The 21892-nt window shown below is 46.1% G+C and carries 14 protein-coding genes and 2 rRNA genes; 10 read left to right on the forward strand and 6 right to left on the reverse strand.

All coding sequences use genetic code 11. The features are described 5' to 3' along the window. Positions 1-47 precede the first annotated feature (47 nt). The gene (glpE, locus tag JM642_RS20055; RefSeq protein WP_188870879.1) at positions 48-353 is read left to right on the forward strand and encodes a thiosulfate sulfurtransferase GlpE; all 306 of its coding nucleotides are present in this window, start codon (positions 48-50) and stop codon (positions 351-353) included. Beyond that, positions 350-1192 carry a rhomboid family intramembrane serine protease GlpG gene (gene glpG, locus JM642_RS20060; RefSeq protein ID WP_037424059.1) on the forward strand — a complete coding sequence of 281 codons (843 nt, stop codon included), beginning with the start codon at positions 350-352 and terminating at the stop codon, positions 1190-1192. The genes glpE and glpG overlap by 4 nt, the downstream gene beginning before the upstream one ends. Positions 1193-1269: 77 nt before the next feature. On the opposite strand, the gene elbB is transcribed toward glpG, so the two are convergent. Then, positions 1270-1926, reverse strand: a complete 657-nt coding sequence (elbB, locus tag JM642_RS20065; protein ID WP_037424062.1) for an isoprenoid biosynthesis glyoxalase ElbB — start codon at positions 1924-1926, stop codon at positions 1270-1272. A gap of 385 nt (positions 1927-2311) precedes the next feature. Between elbB and polA the strand changes: the two genes are divergently transcribed. After that, on the forward strand, positions 2312-5080 hold the full coding sequence (gene polA, locus JM642_RS20070) for a DNA polymerase I (RefSeq protein ID WP_203432448.1): 2769 nt from the start codon (positions 2312-2314) through the stop codon (positions 5078-5080). A gap of 995 nt (positions 5081-6075) precedes the next feature. On the opposite strand, the gene yihA is transcribed toward polA, so the two are convergent. Further along, entirely contained in the window at positions 6076-6735 is a 660-nt protein-coding gene (yihA, locus tag JM642_RS20075) for a ribosome biogenesis GTP-binding protein YihA/YsxC (protein WP_203432449.1), read from the reverse strand. A 169-nt stretch (positions 6736-6904) separates the two neighbouring features. Here yihA and JM642_RS20080 point away from each other — a divergent pair, with 169 nt between their 5' ends. From JM642_RS20080 to hemN, 5 genes are all read left to right on the forward strand, one after another. Further along, positions 6905-7528, forward strand: a complete 624-nt coding sequence (locus JM642_RS20080; protein ID WP_037424071.1) for a c-type cytochrome — start codon at positions 6905-6907, stop codon at positions 7526-7528. Positions 7529-8354: 826 nt separating this feature from the next. Then, positions 8355-8993 carry a class I SAM-dependent methyltransferase gene (locus JM642_RS20085; protein ID WP_037429866.1) on the forward strand — a complete coding sequence of 213 codons (639 nt, stop codon included), beginning with the start codon at positions 8355-8357 and terminating at the stop codon, positions 8991-8993. An 82-nt stretch (positions 8994-9075) separates the two neighbouring features. Then, positions 9076-9627, forward strand: a complete 552-nt coding sequence (gene yihI, locus JM642_RS20090; RefSeq protein WP_069453907.1) for a Der GTPase-activating protein YihI — start codon at positions 9076-9078, stop codon at positions 9625-9627. 68 nt (positions 9628-9695) lie between these two features. Next, a complete protein-coding gene (locus JM642_RS20095; protein WP_037429860.1) occupies positions 9696-10163 on the forward strand; it encodes a DUF2489 domain-containing protein in 468 nt (155 codons plus the stop codon). A gap of 257 nt (positions 10164-10420) precedes the next feature. Next, positions 10421-11797 (forward strand): oxygen-independent coproporphyrinogen III oxidase, encoded by a 1377-nt coding sequence (hemN, locus tag JM642_RS20100; RefSeq protein WP_080612454.1) that lies wholly within the window; start codon positions 10421-10423, stop codon positions 11795-11797. 71 nt (positions 11798-11868) lie between these two features. On the opposite strand, the gene add is transcribed toward hemN, so the two are convergent. Further along, complete coding sequence (gene add, locus JM642_RS20105; protein WP_011718822.1) at positions 11869-12864, reverse strand: adenosine deaminase; 996 nt, start codon at positions 12862-12864, stop codon at positions 11869-11871. Between the two features lie 211 nt (positions 12865-13075). On the opposite strand from add, the gene JM642_RS20110 reads away from it, so the two are divergent. Continuing rightward, positions 13076-14878, forward strand: a complete 1803-nt coding sequence (locus tag JM642_RS20110; RefSeq protein WP_203432450.1) for a DUF885 domain-containing protein — start codon at positions 13076-13078, stop codon at positions 14876-14878. A gap of 102 nt (positions 14879-14980) precedes the next feature. Continuing rightward, positions 14981-15994 carry an alpha/beta fold hydrolase gene (locus tag JM642_RS20115; RefSeq protein ID WP_140907465.1) on the forward strand — a complete coding sequence of 338 codons (1014 nt, stop codon included), beginning with the start codon at positions 14981-14983 and terminating at the stop codon, positions 15992-15994. On the opposite strand, the gene JM642_RS20120 is transcribed toward JM642_RS20115, so the two are convergent. The 3 genes from JM642_RS20120 to JM642_RS20130 all read right to left on the reverse strand — a co-directional run bounded on the left by JM642_RS20120 (position 15951) and on the right by JM642_RS20130 (position 21858). After that, positions 15951-18401 (reverse strand): EAL domain-containing protein, encoded by a 2451-nt coding sequence (locus JM642_RS20120; RefSeq protein ID WP_069453901.1) that lies wholly within the window; start codon positions 18399-18401, stop codon positions 15951-15953. The two genes, JM642_RS20115 and JM642_RS20120, sit on opposite strands and share 44 nt — an antisense overlap. Before the next feature lie 275 nt (positions 18402-18676). Next, positions 18677-18792: ribosomal RNA gene (rrf, locus tag JM642_RS20125) — 5S ribosomal RNA — on the reverse strand. Positions 18793-18965: 173 nt separating this feature from the next. Then, positions 18966-21858: ribosomal RNA gene (locus JM642_RS20130) — 23S ribosomal RNA — on the reverse strand. Positions 21859-21892: the final 34 nt, after the last annotated feature.

The following is a 21892-nucleotide window of genomic DNA, read 5'->3' on the forward strand; positions in this document are numbered from 1 at the left end:
ACACTTATCCCATCGCTTATCCTTTTTCAGTTATTTCAGGTTTTATTATGTCTTCCTTTAAACACCTTAGCGTGAATCAATTAGTGCAAATGACCGAGTCAAAGTCAGTGCAAATCGTCGATATTCGCGATGGTCATAGCTTTAACAACGGCCACATTGATGGCGCATTTAATTTGAATAACGAGAATCTAGCGCACTTTATTAGCCAAGCGGATATGGACAGTCCTTTAGTGGTGGTTTGCTACCATGGCATCAGCAGCCAAAATGCCGCTCAATATCTGTGTGAGCAAGGGTTTGATGACGTTTATAGCCTAGATGGTGGCTTTAGCGCTTGGCATGAGGCCAATGCATGATTGAGATTGGCAGACTCCCCAACAGCAGAGCCGCGCAGGCCTTTGTCGATTACCTCAAAGGTGAACAGATAGACTGCCAAATTCAGCCATTGCCGCAGGGAGTCGCTATTCTGGTTATCCGCGATCAGGATGCCGAGCAAGCCCGTAAAGAGTTCGCCCATTTTATCGCTCATCCTTACGATAACAAATACTTACAAGCCTCATGGGAGCATGGTGATACCAATACTAAGCTCGACTATGGCGCCCCTTCTTTACAGCTTTTTACCCAATTTATCACAGGCGCAGGCCCAGTTACTCTTATCATCTTCGGCCTCTGTGTACTGATTTATGCTGCGATGAATTTAGGCTTCGCCAGCCCCGTTTACCAAGCACTCTCCTATTTTGGCGCAGTGTCTGACACCAGTTTTAGTGAATTCTGGCGCGTGTTTACCCCAAGTCTGATGCACTTTTCCGCCATGCATATCATCTTCAATTTGCTCTGGTGGTGGTATTTGGGTGGAAAAATCGAGACTCGTATAGGCACTGCACCGCTGTTAATCCTGCTACTGGTCGCGGGTACTTTGCCCAATATCATCCAATACTATGTTAGTGGTCCCAACTTTGGCGGGCTGTCAGGCGTAGTATATGCGGTCGCCGGTTACACTTGGGTCATGGGGCGACGTAGACCAGAGGCGGGTATAGGCTTACCGCCATCCTACATGGGATTTATGCTGATTTGGCTGGTGTTAGGCTTTACGGATTTCTTAGGTGTTTCAGTTGCGAATGGCGCCCATATTGGTGGGCTATTGATAGGTCTCGCCCAAGGCTGGCTTGATAGTCGCAGTAAAGCTACTCGCTAACTCACCGCGATTTCTTCCATATTCAGATACAAATGCAGGGTAAGCCTTAGAGTTTACCCTGCTGTGTTTAGGCGTAATTACTTGGCTAGTTCTAGCACTTTGGCGACCAGCTTCTCGATGCCAGAGTGTGCCTCAGCAATATTCCCCGCCAACATATAAGCGGGCGTACTAACAATCTTATTATCCTCATCCACCACGATATCATGCACAGTCGCCGCCTGATGATTGCCGCCCATCAGATTAAAGGCTGCCACCGTATCCACATCATTACCGATAGTGCCCTTAGCGCCGTGCCCATATAAACGCGGGATCATCATAGGTGCGATGCAAATAAAGCCGACAGGCTTTTTCGCAAGAATAAATTCATTAATAAAATCAGTAACGAGTGGATTCACTTCACACTCACTGCCATTAATGGCGAAGTTACACAGATTTTTCGCCGCCCCAAAACCGCCTGGGATAACTAGCGCATCAAAGTCGCTGATATCGAGTTCAGTCGTTGCCTTTACTTCGCCGCGGGCGATACGCGCCGATTCAACCAGCACATTTCGTGTCGCCGACTTGTCTACTTCGCCGGTGAAGTGATTAACAACATGCATCTGATTGATATCAGGAGCAAAACACTGATATTGAGCCCCAGCTTTCGATAGAGATAATAACGTTAAAACCGATTCATGGATCTCTGTTCCATCGAAAACACCGCACCCACTGAGTAATACTGCGATTTTTTTCATTATAAATATCCTTCTTATGTCATTTGGTTTTAACAAACTGTAAACAAAATGGTTGATCTGCTTAAAAATCGTGCTAACTTAGTTCGTCGAATCTAAGGGTCGGTGAAAATTAAGCCAGCCTCTAGGTATTTTACGGAGTCAATAAAAAATCCACAAATCAGGAAGATTTTTCAAGAAACAGTATTGAACTCACACAAATATTATAAAAACATAAAAATCAACAACTTAAAAATATCGCACCAAGCCGTAATTATCGCCATTATTCACAGTTGACTTTTTCACTCACAGAGTTATCCACAGGCTGAGAGTCAATTTGCCATGGCTGAAATACCACTTCTGTGGCATGCTTAGCGCCATCTAAGTCATCGATAAACGAAAATTACTTATGCCGACCATAGCCAATAACCCACTTGTCCTTGTGGATGGATCTTCTTATTTATATCGCGCCTATTATGCGCCTCCTCACCTGACAAACTCAAAGGGCGAAGCTACTGGTGCAGTTTATGGCGTAGTAAATATGCTCCGCAGCTTATTAAGCCGTTATCAACCTAGTCATATCGCTGTGGTGTTCGACGCTAAAGGCAAAACCTTCCGCAATGACTTATATGAAGAATACAAGGCGCATCGACCACCGATGCCGGATGACCTGCGCTCACAAATTGAACCCCTGCACCGTATTATCCGTGCCTTAGGCTTGCCCTTAATCTCTATCCCAGGTGTTGAGGCAGATGATGTTATCGGCACTATCGCTCGCCAAGCGAGCCGCGAAAACCGCGCCGTACTCATCAGTACAGGCGATAAAGATATGGCGCAGCTGGTTGATGACAATATCACGCTGATCAACACCATGACAGATACCATTATGGGCCCTGAAGAAGTTGCGGCTAAATATGGTGTAGGTCCAGACAGAATTATCGATTTCTTAGCGCTGATGGGCGATAAGGCGGATAACATTCCCGGTTTACCTGGTGTTGGCGAAAAAACCGCATTAGCCATGCTCACAGGGGCGGGTAGTGTCGCCAATTTGCTTGCAGAGCCCGAAAAAGTCACCGAATTAGGCTTTAGGGGCGCAAAAACCATGGCGGCGAAAATCATCGACAATGCCGACATGCTAAAACTGTCCTATGAGCTTGCCACCATTAAAACCGATGTTGAACTCGAACAAGATTGGCATGAGCTCACCGCCAAACCTGCTGATCGAGACGAACTGATCAAATGCTACGGCGAGATGGAGTTTAAACGCTGGCTTGCCGAAGTCTTAGATAATAAGGCGCCAGCGACGGTCACAGCAAAAGCCGAAACGACCGAAACCCAAGAAGAATCAGCGCCCAGCGTCACGATTGAAACCCAATACGATACGATTCTGACCGAAGCTCAGCTTGATGAGTGGATTGCCAAACTCAAACAAGCGCCATTAATGGCCGTGGATACCGAGACCACCAGCCTCGACTATATGGTTGCTGAACTTGTTGGCATGTCCTTCGCAGTGGAAGCAGGAAAAGCCGCTTATCTGCCTTTAGCCCACGATTATGTTGGCGCACCTCAACAATTAGATAAGCAAACTGCACTCGAAAAACTTCGCCCCTTACTCGAAGATGCCAAGATCAAAAAAGTCGGTCAAAACCTGAAATATGACATCAGCGTATTAGCCAATGCAGGCATAAAACTCCAAGGCGTGGTATTCGACACTATGCTCGAATCCTATGTGTTTAACTCGATCGCCTCACGCCATGATATGGATGGGTTGGCGCTAAAATATCTGGGCCATAAAAATATCGCCTTTGAAGATATCGCAGGTAAAGGTGCTAAACAGCTAACCTTTAACCAAATTCCGTTGGAAACAGCAGCTCCCTATGCGGCGGAAGATGCCGATATTACGCTACGCCTACATCAACACCTGTGGCCAAGACTCGAAAAAGAAGCTGAATTAGCCTCAGTTTTTACCGATATTGAACTGCCGCTGATCCAAATTCTGTCCGATATTGAACGCCAAGGTGTGTTTATCGATAGTATGTTGCTTGGTCAACAGAGTGATGAACTTGCCCGTAAAATCGATGAGTTAGAAACTAAAGCTTATGATATTGCAGGTGAAAAATTCAATTTAAGTTCACCAAAACAGCTCCAAGTACTGTTTTTTGAAAAGCTGGGTTATCCGGTTATCAAAAAGACGCCTAAGGGAGCGCCATCCACCGCCGAAGAAGTGCTGGTCGAATTGGCATTAGATTTTCCTCTGCCTAAGGTGATCCTTGAGCATCGTAGTCTGACCAAGTTAAAAAGCACTTATACCGATAAATTACCTTTAATGGTGAACGCTAAAACCGGCCGAGTACACACAAGCTACCATCAGGCCAATGCCGCAACGGGGCGTTTATCCTCGAGCGAACCAAACCTACAGAATATTCCTATCCGCACCGAGGAAGGTCGTCGTATTCGGCAAGCCTTTATTGCACCGCAGGGACGTAAGATTTTAGCCGCCGACTATTCGCAGATTGAATTGCGGATCATGGCGCATTTATCCCAAGACGCAGGCTTGCTCAAAGCCTTCGCCGAAGGCAAAGACATTCACAGAGCCACCGCCGCCGAAGTATTTGGCACCGACTTTGACAGCGTAACCTCGGAGCAGCGTCGCCGCGCCAAAGCCGTTAACTTTGGCCTGATCTATGGTATGTCCGCCTTTGGATTGGCGCGTCAGCTCGACATCCCCCGCAACGAGGCACAAACCTATATAGATACTTACTTCGCCCGCTATCCTGGCGTATTAAGGTATATGGAAGAAACACGAGCCAGTGCAGCAGAGCTAGGCTATGTCTCTACGCTATTTGGTCGCCGTTTGTATTTACCCGAAATTCGCGACCGTAATGCAATGCGCCGCCAAGCAGCAGAAAGAGCCGCGATTAACGCCCCAATGCAAGGCACCGCCGCGGATATCATTAAAAAAGCCATGATCAGCATTGCCGATTGGATAAAAACTGATACCCAAGGTGAAATCGCCATGATCATGCAAGTGCACGACGAATTAGTGTTCGAAGTCGATGCCGATAAAGCTGAAAAACTCAAGCTCAAGGTGTGTGAACTCATGGCCAAAGCGGCCAATCTGGATGTAGAACTCCTAGCCGAAGCCGGCATTGGTGATAACTGGGATCAAGCCCACTAGCATTTAAACTGTAGACTTTAGCTTCGAACCTCATTGCTAACACTTACTAAGGCTCATTCATTACAGGATGGGCCTTTGTATTTGGTGCGACTTTTATGTACCTCTAAAATAGACGTCGCAGAGAACAAGATGAGGAGAAGTTGTTTACTCAAGCGAATACCCTGATGGCTAAACCCTTTCAAGAGCGGGAAATAGCATTCGACCCTATACAATACTCTCTGTTACTAAATGTAATCTCCCCTCAATTCTTGCTGCTTTAACGCCGGCATAAGCACAACCTGCTATCCGCGAGACACTCCACACAAGCCTAAACAATCGTTCGCTGATGGATACAACCAACAACAATCCCCGAAATAGAGTAAAAACATTAAACCTGAAGAATTGATCAATTCTGTACTAAAAATACAGTCTATTTAGCTAAAACAGTGGTTTAGATACTCTTTGTGAAAAGTTTAGATCAAACATCGCTGATTTTTTCACCTAAAACTTGAGATCTACCGCACACAATTATCACTTTTTCAAAAAAACTGTTTTCCATTTAAAGATAAATAGCGTATTATTCTCTGCGTAGGGTACAGAGGTTAAGATGTTCTATCTTTCAGACCTTTATTTCACTTATAGTGACGAGCCAAATTCTGGCGCCCCAGCAACTTGTTTGCTGGGGCTTTTTTTTGCTTTTTTTTTCGCTCTAGGGATGATTTCAACAAAGGCGAGTAAATTTTAGAGTATTTACTTTAATAAAAGATAAATTCGATGTATGCTGTCGTCATTGAGAACCATTGAAGGTAATTTGATGGTGCTTGAGTCTTGTTGAATTTAGCTTCTCCCCAAAAGAGCTAAAACTTTGGCCGGTGACTATTGTTATCGGCTATTTTTTTGCCTGAAACTTGAGGGTTGAGAGTTGAAAATCAATTGTTTTATAAGGGGATAGAGCGGGATATCGCAGGAGAAGATGGCCGAATGCACTTGTGGCATCCGACCATAAAGCAAAAGACTTACTCGGCGCCGTCTTGGTTTTCTAACTCATCGGCCAACCATTGCGGATGACACCATTCATTTAAGATACTGAGCACTTTAGGTTTGCCCGTGCCCTTGAGCGCAGAAAAAGGCTCAACCTGTACCCAATCTCCAAACTCAACCAGCGCTTTACGCACTTCGTTCACTGTCTTCATCTTCGCGCTTTGCGCCAGCTTATCTGACTTAGTCAGTAATGCGAGTACCGGAATTTCACTCGCCACCGCCCATTCAATCATCTGCATATCCAGATCTTTTAGGGGATGACGGATATCCATTAAAACCACAACACCACTTAAACAAGCACGCTTCTGTAAATACTCGCCTAGAGATTGTTGCCATTTAATCTTCATGGGTAATGGCACTTGGGCAAAACCATAACCCGGTAAATCGACTAATCTACGCTGTGCATCAAGCTCAAATACGTTAATCAGTTGAGTGCGTCCAGGCGTTTTACTGGTGCGAGCCAAGTTTTTTTGCTCAGTTAATGCATTGAGCGCACTCGATTTTCCAGCATTTGAGCGACCAGCAAAAGCAATCTCAACACCGACATCGCCAGGCAGATATTGATCCAAATGTGCAATGTCTGGTGCACTGATTAAAAACTTCGCCCTGCGAAAATCTATATGAGATTCAGTCACTATTTACTCCAATATATTTACTGCGCAATACCATAATTTATGAAGAATTGCTTACTTTTCCACGTTTTCGTGTAAAATATTACCCCGATCACATTAAACATATTTTACCACGCTTGCGGGTCACCCTAGTAAGCTCAGGATAATAATCTTAACCAGAAGTTGGAACGCCATGAAAAAGTTAGCTCTTGCGCTGTCTGTTGTAGTTGCCGCCATATCTTCACCTGCGATTGCTGAAGGTAATGCTGAAGCGGGAAAAACTAAAATTATCGTCTGTTCTGCCTGTCACGGTATGGACGGTAACAGCATGATCGATATGTACCCTAAGCTTGCGGGCCAACACGCCACATACCTCCAAAAGCAACTACATGATTTCCGTAGTGCGGCACAATCTGGCGGTAAAGATGGTCGTATGGATCCTATCATGAGTGGTATGGCAATGCCTCTTAGTGATCAAGATATTCTCGACATTACTGCATATTTCTCTACTCAAGCAATCCAAGTTGCTGAGGTGAAAGATGTTCCTGAGCTAGGTGCAAAACTTTACAAAGGTGGCGATGTGTCACGCGGCATCACTGCATGTATGGCATGTCACGGTCCAGATGGTAAAGGGGCTGAATCAGCCGGTTTCCCAGCATTAGCCGGTCAACACGCTAACTATATCAAGATCCAACTGACTAAGTTCCGTGATGCAGGTCGTCACAATGACCTAAACGGTATGATGCAAGATGTCGCTAAGAAGTTAAATGACAGTGATATCGATGCACTATCTAAATATCTTGCTAGCCTGAAATAAGGTTTAGCGATGTAAAGAAGGGTGTGTTGTCACCCTTTTTTTACACCGCCTAGTTTACGTTAACGTAAACTGATAAAGATTCATGCTTGACATGGATCACAGATTTGGGTTTAATAAGCCCCGTACCGAGATAAACCCATCTGTTTGTACAAATAAATTAATAATAACTTACAGATTTCGGTATAATTAACATTCAAGATATAAGAATAAAGACTCTCAATAACAACAATATAACTAAGACCACTCTCTAATAATAACAAGAGCAGTGATTTCGCTTTGAAATCCAGGTCAGTACATTTTTGTAAGGGACGGCCGATAACGCCAATTTGCGAAAGCAAAACGCCTTACATTCAGGGTAACTTGCCCCATCAGGACACAGTTTTACATGATGTAAACTGTAGCAAAGGAAGCTAATCGCTTTGGATGCACTGGCTGGAAGCTTGTTATCACTGGAAGGTACTTCAAGTAACAAGGATGGTTGATTTAACGTCATTGATGACGCTGCTATAAAAGATGTGTCTTGAGACCATCTACGGAAACTGTGGTCAGGATGGCGACAGGAAAGAATTAAGAGTCTGGAAGACCGCTAACAAAAACACGCAGGGAAAGCAGTAAAAAAAAGAAGGATACCGACCGGGAAAGTCGCATAGCAAGTACGGATACTTGGAATCAGAATAGGGTGCTAAAATGCACTGTTTGTAAGGCGGCAGTTTAACTGCCGCCTTTTTTCTTTGTGATTTTCAGTCAAAACGCACTTTGTCTAGAAAGTGCACTCTGCAAATATAATTGTTACAATCAAAGCCTTAATCTTTTATCAGTTGACTCAATGCGCAGATGTCCCCTTTGTCATAGCACACAAACACTGTTGCTCCTACAGGACAAAAAACGGTGTTTTTATATTTGCCAGACATGCGGACTCACTTTTGCTGATGCAAATAGCCATCTTCCTCCTGCGGCAGAAAAACAGCGCTATGGACGTTCGCGGATTGCCGCCAAACAGCGCCAACTCTCGCAATTTATTTTGCCGCTACTGACACAAATACAACTGCAGCAAAAAGGTAGCCTTACGGGCTTAAATTTTGGACGCGTGTTAGATCAAACCAGTCTGGCGACCATTGAATCGGCGGGGCACACCTTCAAGCAATATGACCCTTTCTTTGCTCCTGACCATGAACCTCTAAAGCAAGAGTATGATTTTATTTGCTGCTACCGAGTATTTGAGCATTTTCAGTATCCCTTCAAAGAATGGAGATTACTGACCCGCTTGCTTAAACCAGGAGGCTGGTTAGCAATTAGTACTCCTTTATTAATTGATTTAGAAGGTTTTGCTAAGTGGCATTATAAAAACAATCTCACTCACGTGAGTTTTTACCAAAGACTAACTTTTGAATACCTAGCGAGTAATAGTGATTTTGAACTATTATTTGCCGCGAAAGACCTCGTTTTGATGCAAAAAACATCATAATCTGGTATAACAGCCGACCGAATTTAGCACTTAGTCGATCCAGTATCGGCTAGGCCATACGATGTAAATAATTGAGAAAATCATGTCTCGTAGCAAGAAAACACGCAAGGGCGGCGAGAATAGCCCCAAACAACAGCCAAGAGTGAAAAAGCAGGACCGTGCTGAAGTAACAGGCAAGCGCGCAGAAAAGGGTAACAAGTCTGGCAGTCGTCATAATGAAGCGCTGATCCAGGCTCAAGCACCACAGAAAAAGGCTGCACAGAGCAAAGATCCTCGCCATGGCAGTAAAAAACCTGTGGCTTTGACGTTGCCAACCGCGACAGAAAAGTCAGCCACGCCAAAGGTTAAGCAGCCAAAGTTAACTGACGAGCAAAAATTACTGAAGCTGGAAGAAGATCCAAGACTAAATCAGTTGCTCGATATGCTAGAAGAAGGTCGCAACTTAAATGATGCCGATCAAAAATGGTTAGATCAGCAGCTGAATAAGATTGAAGCCCTGATGATTAAACTGGGTATTAGCGATGAGCTAGAAGATGAAGTGCCAGCGAAATCTAAAGCTGATTCAGATGACGACCTGTTCGATCGCTTTGAATCCGGTGCCGAACTGCTAAAAGATTATCAAGATAAGTTTTAAATCTTAGAATATGCATAAAAACAAAACGATTATGTTTTGTTTTTATGCTTTCTGAACAAGGAGTTCTCGTGTCTACCACTCTTATCGTTCTTGGTTTTATCATTATTGTTGCCCTCAGTAGCTACGCCACTTTTTTACTCCTCAAACTCAAGCAACAAAAACACCGTCAACAAGCGCTTTTTGCCGAGCGCGAAGTGGCTGCTAATGCCAAACGAGCACAAGTACTCGAAGATATCCGCTATATTGCGACAGCCATGATTGAAGACCGCTGTGAAATCTCCGAAGGCGTGGTCAGGATTGGGCGTTTGTTTGAGATTTTATCCCTCAGCGAGCGAGTCGCACCAGAGTTTCCTGCACTCTTCCAACATTTTGAGTTAATTAAAAATCATCCGATTATGGAAGCCCGCCAAGCTCTGCCAAAGCAAGATCGAATGAAACTCGATTTTACACGAATGAAATCTGAAGCTGAGCTTGCCGAAGGTATTAACGAAGATGCTAAAAAGTTGTCGACTTATCAGCTAAAAGCACCGCACTAAAAACGCTTACTCCGCCTCGAAGCCAAATTTGGATCGGTTTCGAGGCGATCAATTTAAATCCGTTCATCACATAGAGTGCGACTTCCCGTGAGCCTGTGCACAAAACCTCCAAAAAACGACAGACACACGCTCTTTTTTCATAGATATTGCGTAACTTCTAAAATGGCAGACATCATTTTTACAACCTAGATCAAGGTTATTTACCTAAGAACCTTGCATACTTCGTTTGTTGCTAATTTACCCTCGGAGGACACGCCTTGAAGCAGCCCACTCAGATAAGCTGGGATCAGTCGATGATCGAAAAATATAACTACAGCGGTCCCCGTTATACTTCTTATCCAACGGCGCTAGAGTTCGATGATTCATTCACTGAACAAAACCTGTTAACGGCGATTGAAAACAGTAAGAGTGACAAACTGTCGCTGTATATTCACATCCCCTTCTGCGCCAAACTTTGCTACTACTGTGGCTGTAATAAAGTCATCACTCGCCACGCCCACAAAGCCGATCAATACATTGAGTATTTAAGCCTCGAAATTATTAAGCGTGCTCCGCTGTTTAAGCACTACACAGTCACCCAAATGCACTGGGGCGGCGGCACTCCAACCTTCTTAAATCCAGAGCAAATTTTGAAGTTAACCGACTTAATCAAGGCTAACTTTAACTTTGCCGCTGAAGGTGAGTTCTCGATCGAAGTAGACCCGCGTGAGATTGAGCTTTCAATGCTCGATACCTTAAAAGAAGCAGGCTTTAACCGTATTTCTATCGGGGTGCAGGACTTCAATAAAGAAGTACAAGTCGCAGTTAACCGCGAGCAGGACGAGCAATTTATTTTCGATTTAATGGCCAAAGCCAAGGCCATGGGATTCGTCTCAACCAATATCGACTTAATTTACGGTCTGCCACACCAGACACCCGAAACATTCGCCGCCACCATGCAGCGCGTGTTAGACCTGTCGCCCGACCGTCTATCTGTATTCAACTATGCCCACTTACCTGCACGTTTTGCCGCGCAGCGTAAGATCAAAGATGAACATTTACCATCGCCGAAACAGAAACTCGAGATGTTGCATCAAACGATCGAGACCTTAACCGGCGCGGGTTATCAGTACATCGGCATGGACCACTTCGCTAAGCCTGACGATGAGCTGGCTAAGTTACAACGCGAAGGCAAACTGCACCGTAACTTCCAGGGTTATACCACCCAAGAAGAATGCGACCTGCTCGGTCTGGGCGTGTCTTCAATCAGCCAAATCGGCGATTGTTATGCGCAAAACCAGAAGGACATTCGCCCTTACTACGAAGCCATCGACAAAGATGGCCATGCGCTGTGGAAAGGTTGTAGCCTGAACCGTGACGACGAAATCCGCCGCGTAGTGATCAAACAATTGATCTGCCACTTCGATTTAGATATGGCAAAAATGGATGACAAACTGGGTATTAAGTTTGAGGAATACTTCGCCGAAGACTTAAAACTACTGCAAACCTTTATCGACGATAAGTTAGTTGAAATCGCCGACAGAAAGATCACCATCAGCCCAACGGGCCGCCTGTTGATCCGCAATATCTGTATGTGCTTCGACCTTTACTACCGTCAAAAAGCGCGTCAACAACAGTTCTCCCGTGTGATCTAACACTGACACATCTCCAATAAAAAAATCCGACTCAAATGTCGGATTTTTTATTGGGAAATAGAGCTGATTACTTAAGCTTTAGCCGCATACAGCGCCTTACGCTCACTCTCGGATAAAAACGCCATTTCCACCCCGTTGCGTTGCACCTGAGCCAGCTCAGCATCACTTAGTCCCAGTTCAGACTTAGCAATGCGATACTCATGCTTGATATCAATCGCACTCACACCCGGATCATCGGTGTTCAGGCTTATCAACACACCGGCATCCATAAAGGTTCTGAAGGGATGTTCAGCATAGGAAGACACTGTCGAGGTGTGTAGGTTGCTGGTAGGGCAAGATTCGATACCGATACGGTGTTTAGCGAGATATTCCATCAGCTTAGGATCGTGAATCGCATTCACCCCATGGCCGATACGTGTCGCACCCAACTCCTGAATCGCTTGCCACATACTTTGCGAACCCGCCGCTTCGCCCGCATGGGCGGTAATCGCTAAGCCCGCGTCTCGCACTCGCTTAAAGTGCTCATTAAACAACTCGCCAGGAAAACCTAACTCATCGCCAGCTAAATCCATCGCGACTAAGTGTTGTTTATGGGCGAGTAAGCCTTCAAGCTCCTGAGTACAAGCGGCTTGGCCGAAAGAGCGCGACATAATTCCGATAAGATTGATTTTAACTTGGTAATCTTTCAGGCCCGCTTTCACCCCATCGATAACCGCTTCAACCACACCTTCAATCGGTAGTTTATGGTTCATCGCCATGTAATATGGGCTAAAACGCAGCTCCGCATAATCAAGGCCAGATAACGCCGCATCGGCCACGTTTTCATAGGCGACACGTTTTACCGCATCTAAATCAGCGAGAACTGCCACCATCCAGTCAAGCTTCTTCAAGAAGGCGACTAAGCTGGTTTCTTTCCCCTGAATTTGTACAAATGGCGCGAGAGTCTCTAAAGAATCGGCAGGCAAAGCAATGCCATGTTGGTGTCCGAGTTCCCAAATGGTGTTCACTCGCACGTTACCATCTAAGTGACGATGCAAATCCACCAATGGAATGGATGTATTGATCATAATTAACCCCTATGTGAACTACCCAGCCAATGCTTTTGTTATTTGGTCTAGGGCGGACACTAAGTTTAACACGCATTCTTGGGTGGCACTTAGCTAAGGGCAGGATTTAAATTCACATTCAGTCACAATTCTGCTTAATATGCGTACAAGAATCTGGGGTAAACCTCAGGCATAATGACTTCAATAACAACGAAAATATCCGAGATAAATCATGCATAAACTCTTTACCCCAAGCTTACTGATTTGCGCCCTAACTGCCTGTAGCACAGCTCAAACTCCTATCGAACATACACCGACAACCATCACTACAGCGCAGGCGCCAGCCAAAACTATGGCACCAGCACTGCAAGCGATTGTGGATCAAAGTTGGCAACTCCAACTCAGTGCCAGCCCAGAAATGGCCTATGGAATGGGGGACAAAAGTGCTGCGGGTAAACTACAAGATCTGTCACCAGAAGCCTTAGCCAAGCTCAATCAAGGACAAATTGCCATTCTGGCCCAATTGAAAGCACTGGATCGCAGCAAGCTGAGTAAAGAAGATAAAATCAACGCCCAAATCCTCGAGGATCAGATCCAAAATGAGGTAGACCTGTATAAATACAAGGATTACTACCTACCAATCACCGCAGAGAGCGGCTTCCACGCCTATATATCTTCCATTGCACAAGGGCGCTTCAACACCCTAGAGGATTACCAAAACTACCTAGGTAAGCTTAAAGCGCTACCGACCTATTTTGCCCAGCAAACCCATTGGTTAAAACAAGGCTTAAAGGAAGGCATTACGCCCCCTAAAGCCACGCTCAAGGGATTTGAAAACAGCATTAGTGCTTACATCTTACCGGTAGAGAAAAGCAGTTATTTCAAGCCATTTACTCAATATCCAAGCCACTTTACCGAGGCGCAAAAAGCACAGCTCACCCAAGAAGGCCGAATCTTAGTCGAACAAAATGTAATCCCGACCTATCAGGCTTTTTATGATTTTATGACTCAGGAGTATATGCCCAACTCTCGGGAAAATATTGCCGCCAACAGCTTACCCGATGGTGATGCCTTCTATGAGAACCGCGTTCGCTACTACACGACCTTAAATATGACCTCGGCCGAAGTGCACGAACTTGGTTTAAAAGAAGTTAAGCGTATCCGCCAGGAAATGGAGAAAGTCATTAAGTCTGTTGGCTTTAAAGGCAGCTTTGCCGATTTTTTACATTTCTTAAGAACCGATCCCCAGTTTTACACCACCAGTGCTGATCAGCTCCTGAAAGAGGCGGCCTTTATTGCCAAAAAAGCCGATGCCATGTTGCCCAAATATTTTGGTAAATTGCCGCGAAAACCCTATGGTATCGCGCCAGTGCCGGCCGAAATTGCCCCTAAATACACCTCAGGCCGTTATTCAGGATCTAATCGTGATGACGAGCCGGGTTACTACTGGGTTAATACCTACGCCTTAGATAAGCGCCCGCTCTATGAACTCGAAGCGCTAACGCTACACGAAGCGGTGCCCGGACATCATCTGCAGATTTCACTCAACTCCGAACTGAGCTCGTTGCCTGATTTTCGTCGCTACGGCTACATTTCGGCCTTTGGTGAAGGTTGGGGATTGTATAGCGAATACTTAGGCTTAGAAGCGGGATTCTATCAAGACCCTTACAGTAATTTTGGACGCCTCACTTACGAGATGTGGCGTGCCGCTCGCCTTGTTGTCGATACGGGGATGCACGCCCAAGGCTGGAGTAGAGAACAAGCCATCGAGTTTATGGCGAGCAACACGGCGTTATCGCTCCACAATGTGACCACTGAGATTGACCGCTACATTACCTGGCCAGGGCAAGCACTCTCCTACAAGATTGGTGAGCTCACCATTAAACGCCTACGCGCGAAAGCCGAGCAAGCCTTAGGCGACAAATTCGATATTCGCGCTTTCCACGACGCCGTATTAGAAAATGGTTCAGTGCCTATGTCAGTGCTGGAGCAACAGATAAACGACTTTATAGAAGCACAAAAAGCCGCAATTTAAGTTCATCCCAAGGGAGCGGGTATTTTCCTGCTCCCTTTCCTGCCCGCCCCAGTTCTCTGATACACTCTAGCAAACCTTTTTGCCCGAGATGTGCGACAGAGTATGAGCCAAACGCCCCAAAACTTTCCTATGAAAGAGTTTTCCAAGGTAGCTTTTTCAACGGAACACGATTTAAATACTTCTGAACAGCAAGCCTTTTGGCAAACCGTTATCCAAGACACACTCAAAACCCCCGATGGATTAACCTTGGCCTACATGATGGTCAAGCATCCCAAGGCCCATGCCAGCATAGTTATCAGCAGTGGCCGAGTTGAGTCCTACTTAAAGTATCAAGAATTGGTATTTGACTTGTATCAGCAAGGCTATTCGGTGTTTGCCATTGATCACCGCGGCCAGGGATTATCGAGCCGCATGACGGCAAATCCCCATCAAGGCCATGTGCGGCGGTTCAACGACTATATCGACGACTTTGCCCTGTTTATGCAAAGCGTTGTACTTAAACATGCCACTTCACCGCTGTTCTTACTCGGGCATTCCATGGGCGGCGCCATCGGCACCTTGTATCTCAAACAACATCCAGATGTGTTTACCGCGGCGGCATTCTCAGCCCCCATGTATGGTATTAAGTTACCTATGCCTAAAGGGTTTGTCCGTTGGTTAGCCAGTAAGCTCGATACCAGCCTCAACGGTGGAGAGCCTAACTATGTTCTCAGCGGGCAAAACTATAAGGCCGCTCCCTTTAAAGGCAATGATCTCACCCATTGCCAGAGCCGTTATCAAGCTTACCGAGAATTGTACGATGCAGCGCCAAAGCTGCAATTAGGCTCACCGACTAACCGCTGGTTGACTGAATCCTTAGATGCGGCCGATGCCTGTGTCTTGGCCACGGCATATATCCGCACACCCATTCTGATCCTACAAGCTGGTGAGGATAAAATTGTCGACAATGCCGCACAAAATCTTGCGGTGAGTTCTAATTGCCAACTAAAAGTGATTGCAGGTGCTGCCCATGAAATTTTTATGGAGAAGGATAGCTATCGCAATCAAGCACTCAATTACGTACTCGACTTTTTTAAACGCTACGCAACAAGGGACGTGGACAAGCAAGCTGTATAAAATCATTAAAACTCAAGGCTCGAGCGATATTGTAGCCTTGAAAGTGCGTACATCCTAAGGCTGTAAATAGCTGCTGTTGCTGTACAGATTCGACACCTTTCGCCACTATCGGCAGTTTAAAAGATTGTATCGATTGGATAAGCGCTTGGCTCCAACTGGCATCAACCAGCAAGCTTGCAGCACAATGCAAATCTAACTTAACCTCTGTAAGCGGGTAGTGGTGTAGGCAACTTAAGGCGCACTGGCCAGCACCAAAGTTATCTAATGTAATCGCAATACCAGCCTCTGTTAACTGTCGGATACGTGGCTCAACAAAAGCGTTAGCAGTAAGTAATATACCCTCAGCAAGTTCAACCCCCAGTTGCTTATCATCAAGCTCATAGGAACGAACTAAAGTAATAAATTGATCTACAAAATCAGCTTGGCAAAAAGATAAGGTACTTATATTCAACGTCATACGCGGCAGTATGATGCCTTGTTGCTTAAACTGTTTGACTAACTGACAAACTCGATCGGCAACATTTAAATCAAGCGCGGCGATTAATCCATTATGCTCAGCTAAGCGAATAAACTGCGCTACAGGCACGATTTCACCATTGGTTAAATACCAGCGAGATAAAACCTCTGCAGAAACAATTTTGCCTTGCCTATCAACAACAGGCTGGAACATCAAAGAGAGTTGATTGTCAGTAATCGCATGTTGCAATGCACTGATTAATGACGATTCAGGATCAACAGCAGACGCTAACTCTGGATGATAAAACGCGCATCCCTCATGCTCCAGTGACAGAGCACACTTCATTGCGAGTTGCGCACGCTGAACCACGAGTTCTGGAGTGAGAGTATCGACGGGATCTAATAAACAAATACCCACGTTGGCACTCAAACTAAAATGAGACTCTCCATAATGGAAAGGGCGAATCGTAATTTGTCTTAACTCGGTTGCCAAAGCTAATGCTCGACGCCCTGCAATCTCAGCATCAACGGCCAACTCCTTAATTAAAAGAGCAAAATGACCAAGTTCAATATGAGCAACGACAATGTTCTCTGTAAAGTAACTCGAGAGCCTTGCACTTAGCTGCGACAGTAAACGCTCAAGTTCGTGGGATGATAATGCCTCGCTAATGCCTAAGGTATCGACATTAACGAATAATAATGCTCCCCATTGGCCAGAACTATTACGTTGAGTCAGGTAATGTGACAATTGCGCCATAAATACTTCAGGAAGCATCCGATGACCACCTGCCGATTGCTTCACTAACTCCGCAATCGCAGCATGGTTTCTCTCACTCTCTGATACATCGACATGAATGCCTATCATCCGAGTCGGTCTACCAAGATGGTCCCAGTCGACTAACATGCCACGGTCAAATACCCAGACATAATGCCCTTCGCGGTGCTGTAAGCGATGAACACTCTCAAACTCTTTTGTTTTTCCGCTCACATATTCCTGCAAGCAATGCAATACAGCCTGTCTATCCTCGGGATGCAAACGTGTTTCCCATGTCTGGAATACCCCTTCCAGTTCATCGGGTTGATAACCTATCATTTCTTTCCAGCGGTCGGAGAGAAACACTTCGCCAGTACGAAGATCCCAATCCCAAATACCATTGCGCGACCCTTCAACGGCAAATAACCAACGCTGTTCACTATCATTAAGCTGTTTAACCGCTCGCGCTAACCGCTCATGAACCAATTGAAGGTTTGTTTGCAGGGATAAAATCTCGGACGCACTCCAAGGTACTTGAGTAGAAAATGCCGATGTGCCGACATGTTGTGCCGATTTGCATAACAGCTTCAGTGGACGTATTAGCAGATAATATAACACGCAGGTAAAGCCAATAAGCAGCAACGCCCCAAGCCCCCACACACGCATAAATCGCTGTTGTAACTCGCTTGATGCTCTCGTGACCAAAGGGGCTAGATCAGATTCAAGATAAAGCAGCTCTGTGGCCCCAGGATACTGGGCGTCAACTGGATAATAAGCTTGAATTGATAACCTTTCTGGATTGACCGAAATACTTGCCTGACCTGATTGCACTACGGCATGATGTCTAAGCACATCATATCCATCAATCACTTCTATCGCATTGCTATCGCGCCAAACAGTATGATTAGCAAAACGGATCCGACTGTTCGCATCCAGCAAGATATAAACCATCACATTCATATCTAAGGTTGCTAGAGACACTTCCTGCTCAATCCGCTCAATATCTTGCAATGCCTGTGCTGACTGAACGACAGCCTGCATACGCAAAAGCTGCTGTTTTATCTGACTAACTTGACGATCAGCTAACTCCTTACGCACCAGTTCACTCTCATAAAAATACTCAGCAGTCACTAACACTAAATAAAGTGTCAGCATACACACAGGAATTAATACGGCGAGTGAGAGTTTGCGAAGCATTGGTAGCTTATGATCTTAAATAAAGAAATAGACGCCCTGTATGCTAACGGTAAACCTACGACTAAGCAAAAAGACTTAACATAAATACGAGTATTTTGGAGAATACTGCCTAAAAATTAAGACAGTGATTGATTGTAATCATCTAATAACATTTAGATGTTTTGAATATGTAGATGTTTTGAATATGGGATCGCTATGTTACAACAAACAGGCAGTTTGAAATTTCAAAAACAAAAAAGCCAGCTTATTCAGCTGGCTTCATTGTTTATTTAGGCGCTTGGCGATGACCTACTCTCACATGGGGAGACCCCACACTACCATCGGCGCGATTGCGTTTCACTTCTGAGTTCGGGATGGGATCAGGTGGGACCACAATGCTATTGTCACCAAGCAAATTTGGTATCTACTCCCCATCTTATGTGGGCAGTAAATGAATTTGGAAAGCTGTTTGAGTTCACAAGTACATGGAGGTACTTGATGTCATAAATGCAGGAGCATTTTATGACCACTTCTTAAGTGTTTGTATTCGTCTAAGTGCTACTTAGCAAAACCCATCTGGGTTGTATGGTTAAGCCTCTCGAGTCATTAGTATCAGTTAGCTCAACGCCTCACAACGCTTACACACCTGACCTATCAACGTCCTAGTCTCGAACGGCTCTTTAGTGGACTTATAGTCCAAGGGATGACTCATCTTGGGGCTCGCTTCCCGCTTAGATGCTTTCAGCGGTTATCGATTCCGAACATAGCTACCGGGCAATGCCATTGGCATGACAACCCGAACACCAGCGGTTCGTTCACTCCGGTCCTCTCGTACTAGGAGCAACTCCCCTCAATCATCCAACGCCCACGGCAGATAGGGACCGAACTGTCTCACGACGTTCTGAACCCAGCTCGCGTACCACTTTAAATGGCGAACAGCCATACCCTTGGGACCGACTTCAGCCCCAGGATGTGATGAGCCGACATCGAGGTGCCAAACACCGCCGTCGATATGAACTCTTGGGCGGTATCAGCCTGTTATCCCCGGAGTACCTTTTATCCGTTGAGCGATGGCCCTTCCATTCAGAACCACCGGATCACTATGACCTACTTTCGTACCTGCTCGACGTGTCTGTCTCGCAGTTAAGCTGGCTTATGCCATTGCACTAACCGTACGATGTCCGACCGTACTTAGCCAACCTTCGTGCTCCTCCGTTACTCTTTGGGAGGAGACCGCCCCAGTCAAACTACCCACCAGGCACTGTCCTTACCCCAGATAATGGGGCCAAGTTAGAACATCAACACTACAAGGGTGGTATTTCAAGGACGACTCCATCAGAACTAGCGTTCCAACTTCATAGTCTCCCACCTATCCTACACATGTAGGGTCAATGTTCAGTGCCAAGCTATAGTAAAGGTTCACGGGGTCTTTCCGTCTAGCCGCGGGTATACGGCATCTTCACCGCAATTTCAACTTCACTGAGTCTCGGCTGGAGACAGCGTGGCCATCATTACGCCATTCGTGCAGGTCGGAACTTACCCGACAAGGAATTTCGCTACCTTAGGACCGTTATAGTTACGGCCGCCGTTTACCGGGGCTTCGATCATGAGCTTCTCTTGCGATAACCCAATCAATTAACCTTCCGGCACCGGGCAGGCGTCACACCGTATACTTCCTCTTGCGAGTTTGCACAGTGCTGTGTTTTTGATAAACAGTTGCAGCCACCTGGTATCTGCGACTCCCGTCAGCTTAGAGAGCAAGTCTCATCACCAACAAGAGCGTACCTTCTCCCGAAGTTACGGTACCATTTTGCCTAGTTCCTTCAGCCGAGTTCTCTCAAGCGCCTTGGTATTCTCTACCCGACCACCTGTGTCGGTTTGGGGTACGATTCCCGCTAACCTGAAGCTTAGAAGATTTTCCTGGAAGCATGGCATCAACTACTTCATCCCCTTGGGGACTCGTCATCAGCTCTCAGTGTATAGTGACCCGGATTTGCCTAAGTCACCCACCTACCACCTTAAACGCGGACTACCAACGCCGCGCTAGCCTAGCCTTCTCCGTCTCTCCATCGCAGTTAGCGGAAGTACAGAAATATTAATCTGTTTCCCATCGATTACGCCTTTCGGCCTCACCTTAGGGGTCGACTCACCCTGCCCCGATTAACGTTGGACAGGAACCCTTGGTCTTTCGGCGAGGAGGTTTTTCACCCCCTTTATCGTTACTCATGTCAGCATTCGCACTTCTGATACCTCCAGTGTGGGTTACCCCTTCACCTTCAACGGCTTACAGAACGCTCCTCTACCGCGCAACTCTAATGAATTGCACCCGTAGCTTCGGTGGTATGTTTAGCCCCGTTACATCTTCCGCGCAGGCCGACTCGACTAGTGAGCTATTACGCTTTCTTTAAATGATGGCTGCTTCTAAGCCAACATCCTAGCTGTCTAAGCCTTCCCACATCGTTTCCCACTTAACATACACTTTGGGACCTTAGCTGACGGTCTGGGTTGTTTCCCTTTTGACGACGGACGTTAGCACCCGCCGTCTGTCTCCCGAGTAGTACTCATTGGTATTCGGAGTTTGCAAAGGGTTGGTAAGTCGGGATGACCCCCTAGCCTTAACAGTGCTCTACCCCCAATGGTATTCGCTCGAGGCGCTACCTAAATAGCTTTCGAGGAGAACCAGATATCTCCCGGTTTGATTGGCCTTTCACCCCCAGCCACAAGTCATCCGCTAATTTTTCAACATTAGTCGGTTCGGTCCTCCAGTTGATGTTACTCAACCTTCAACCTGCCCATGGCTAGATCACCGGGTTTCGGGTCTACGCCTTGCAACTAAACGCGCAGTTAACACTCGGTTTCCCTACGGCTCCGCTATTCGCTTAACCTCGCTACAAAACGTAAGTCGCTGACCCATTATACAAAAGGTACGCAGTCACGGTCTCAAGAACCGCTCCCACTGCTTGTACGTATACGGTTTCAGGTTCTATTTCACTCCCCTCACAGGGGTTCTTTTCGCCTTTCCCTCACGGTACTGGTTCACTATCGGTCAGTCAGGAGTATTTAGCCTTGGAGGATGGTCCCCCCATATTCAAACAGGATATCACGTGTCCCGCCTTACTCGTTTTCATCAAAGGTTAGTTTTCGTGTACGGGGCTATCACCCTGTGCCGCTGGACTTTCCAGACCATTCCACTAACACCCCTCTGACTTAAGGGCTAATCCCCGTTCGCTCGCCGCTACTAGGGGAATCTCGGTTGATTTCTTTTCCTAAGGGTACTTAGATGTTTCAGTTCCCCTCGTTTGCCTCATGTAGCTATGTATTCACCACATGATGACCGCTTATGCGGCCGGGTTCCCCCATTCGGACATCGTTAGCTCAAATGCTTGTTACTAGCTCGCCAACGCTTTTCGCAAGTTACTACGTCCTTCATCGCCTCTGACTGCCAAGGCATCCACCGTATACGCTTAGTCGCTTAACCATACAACCCAAATGGGTTTCACTTGCGTGAGCCA

This window comes from Shewanella sp. LZH-2, assembly GCF_016859145.1.
GTDB classification, from domain to species: Bacteria; Pseudomonadota; Gammaproteobacteria; order Enterobacterales; family Shewanellaceae; genus Shewanella; species Shewanella xiamenensis.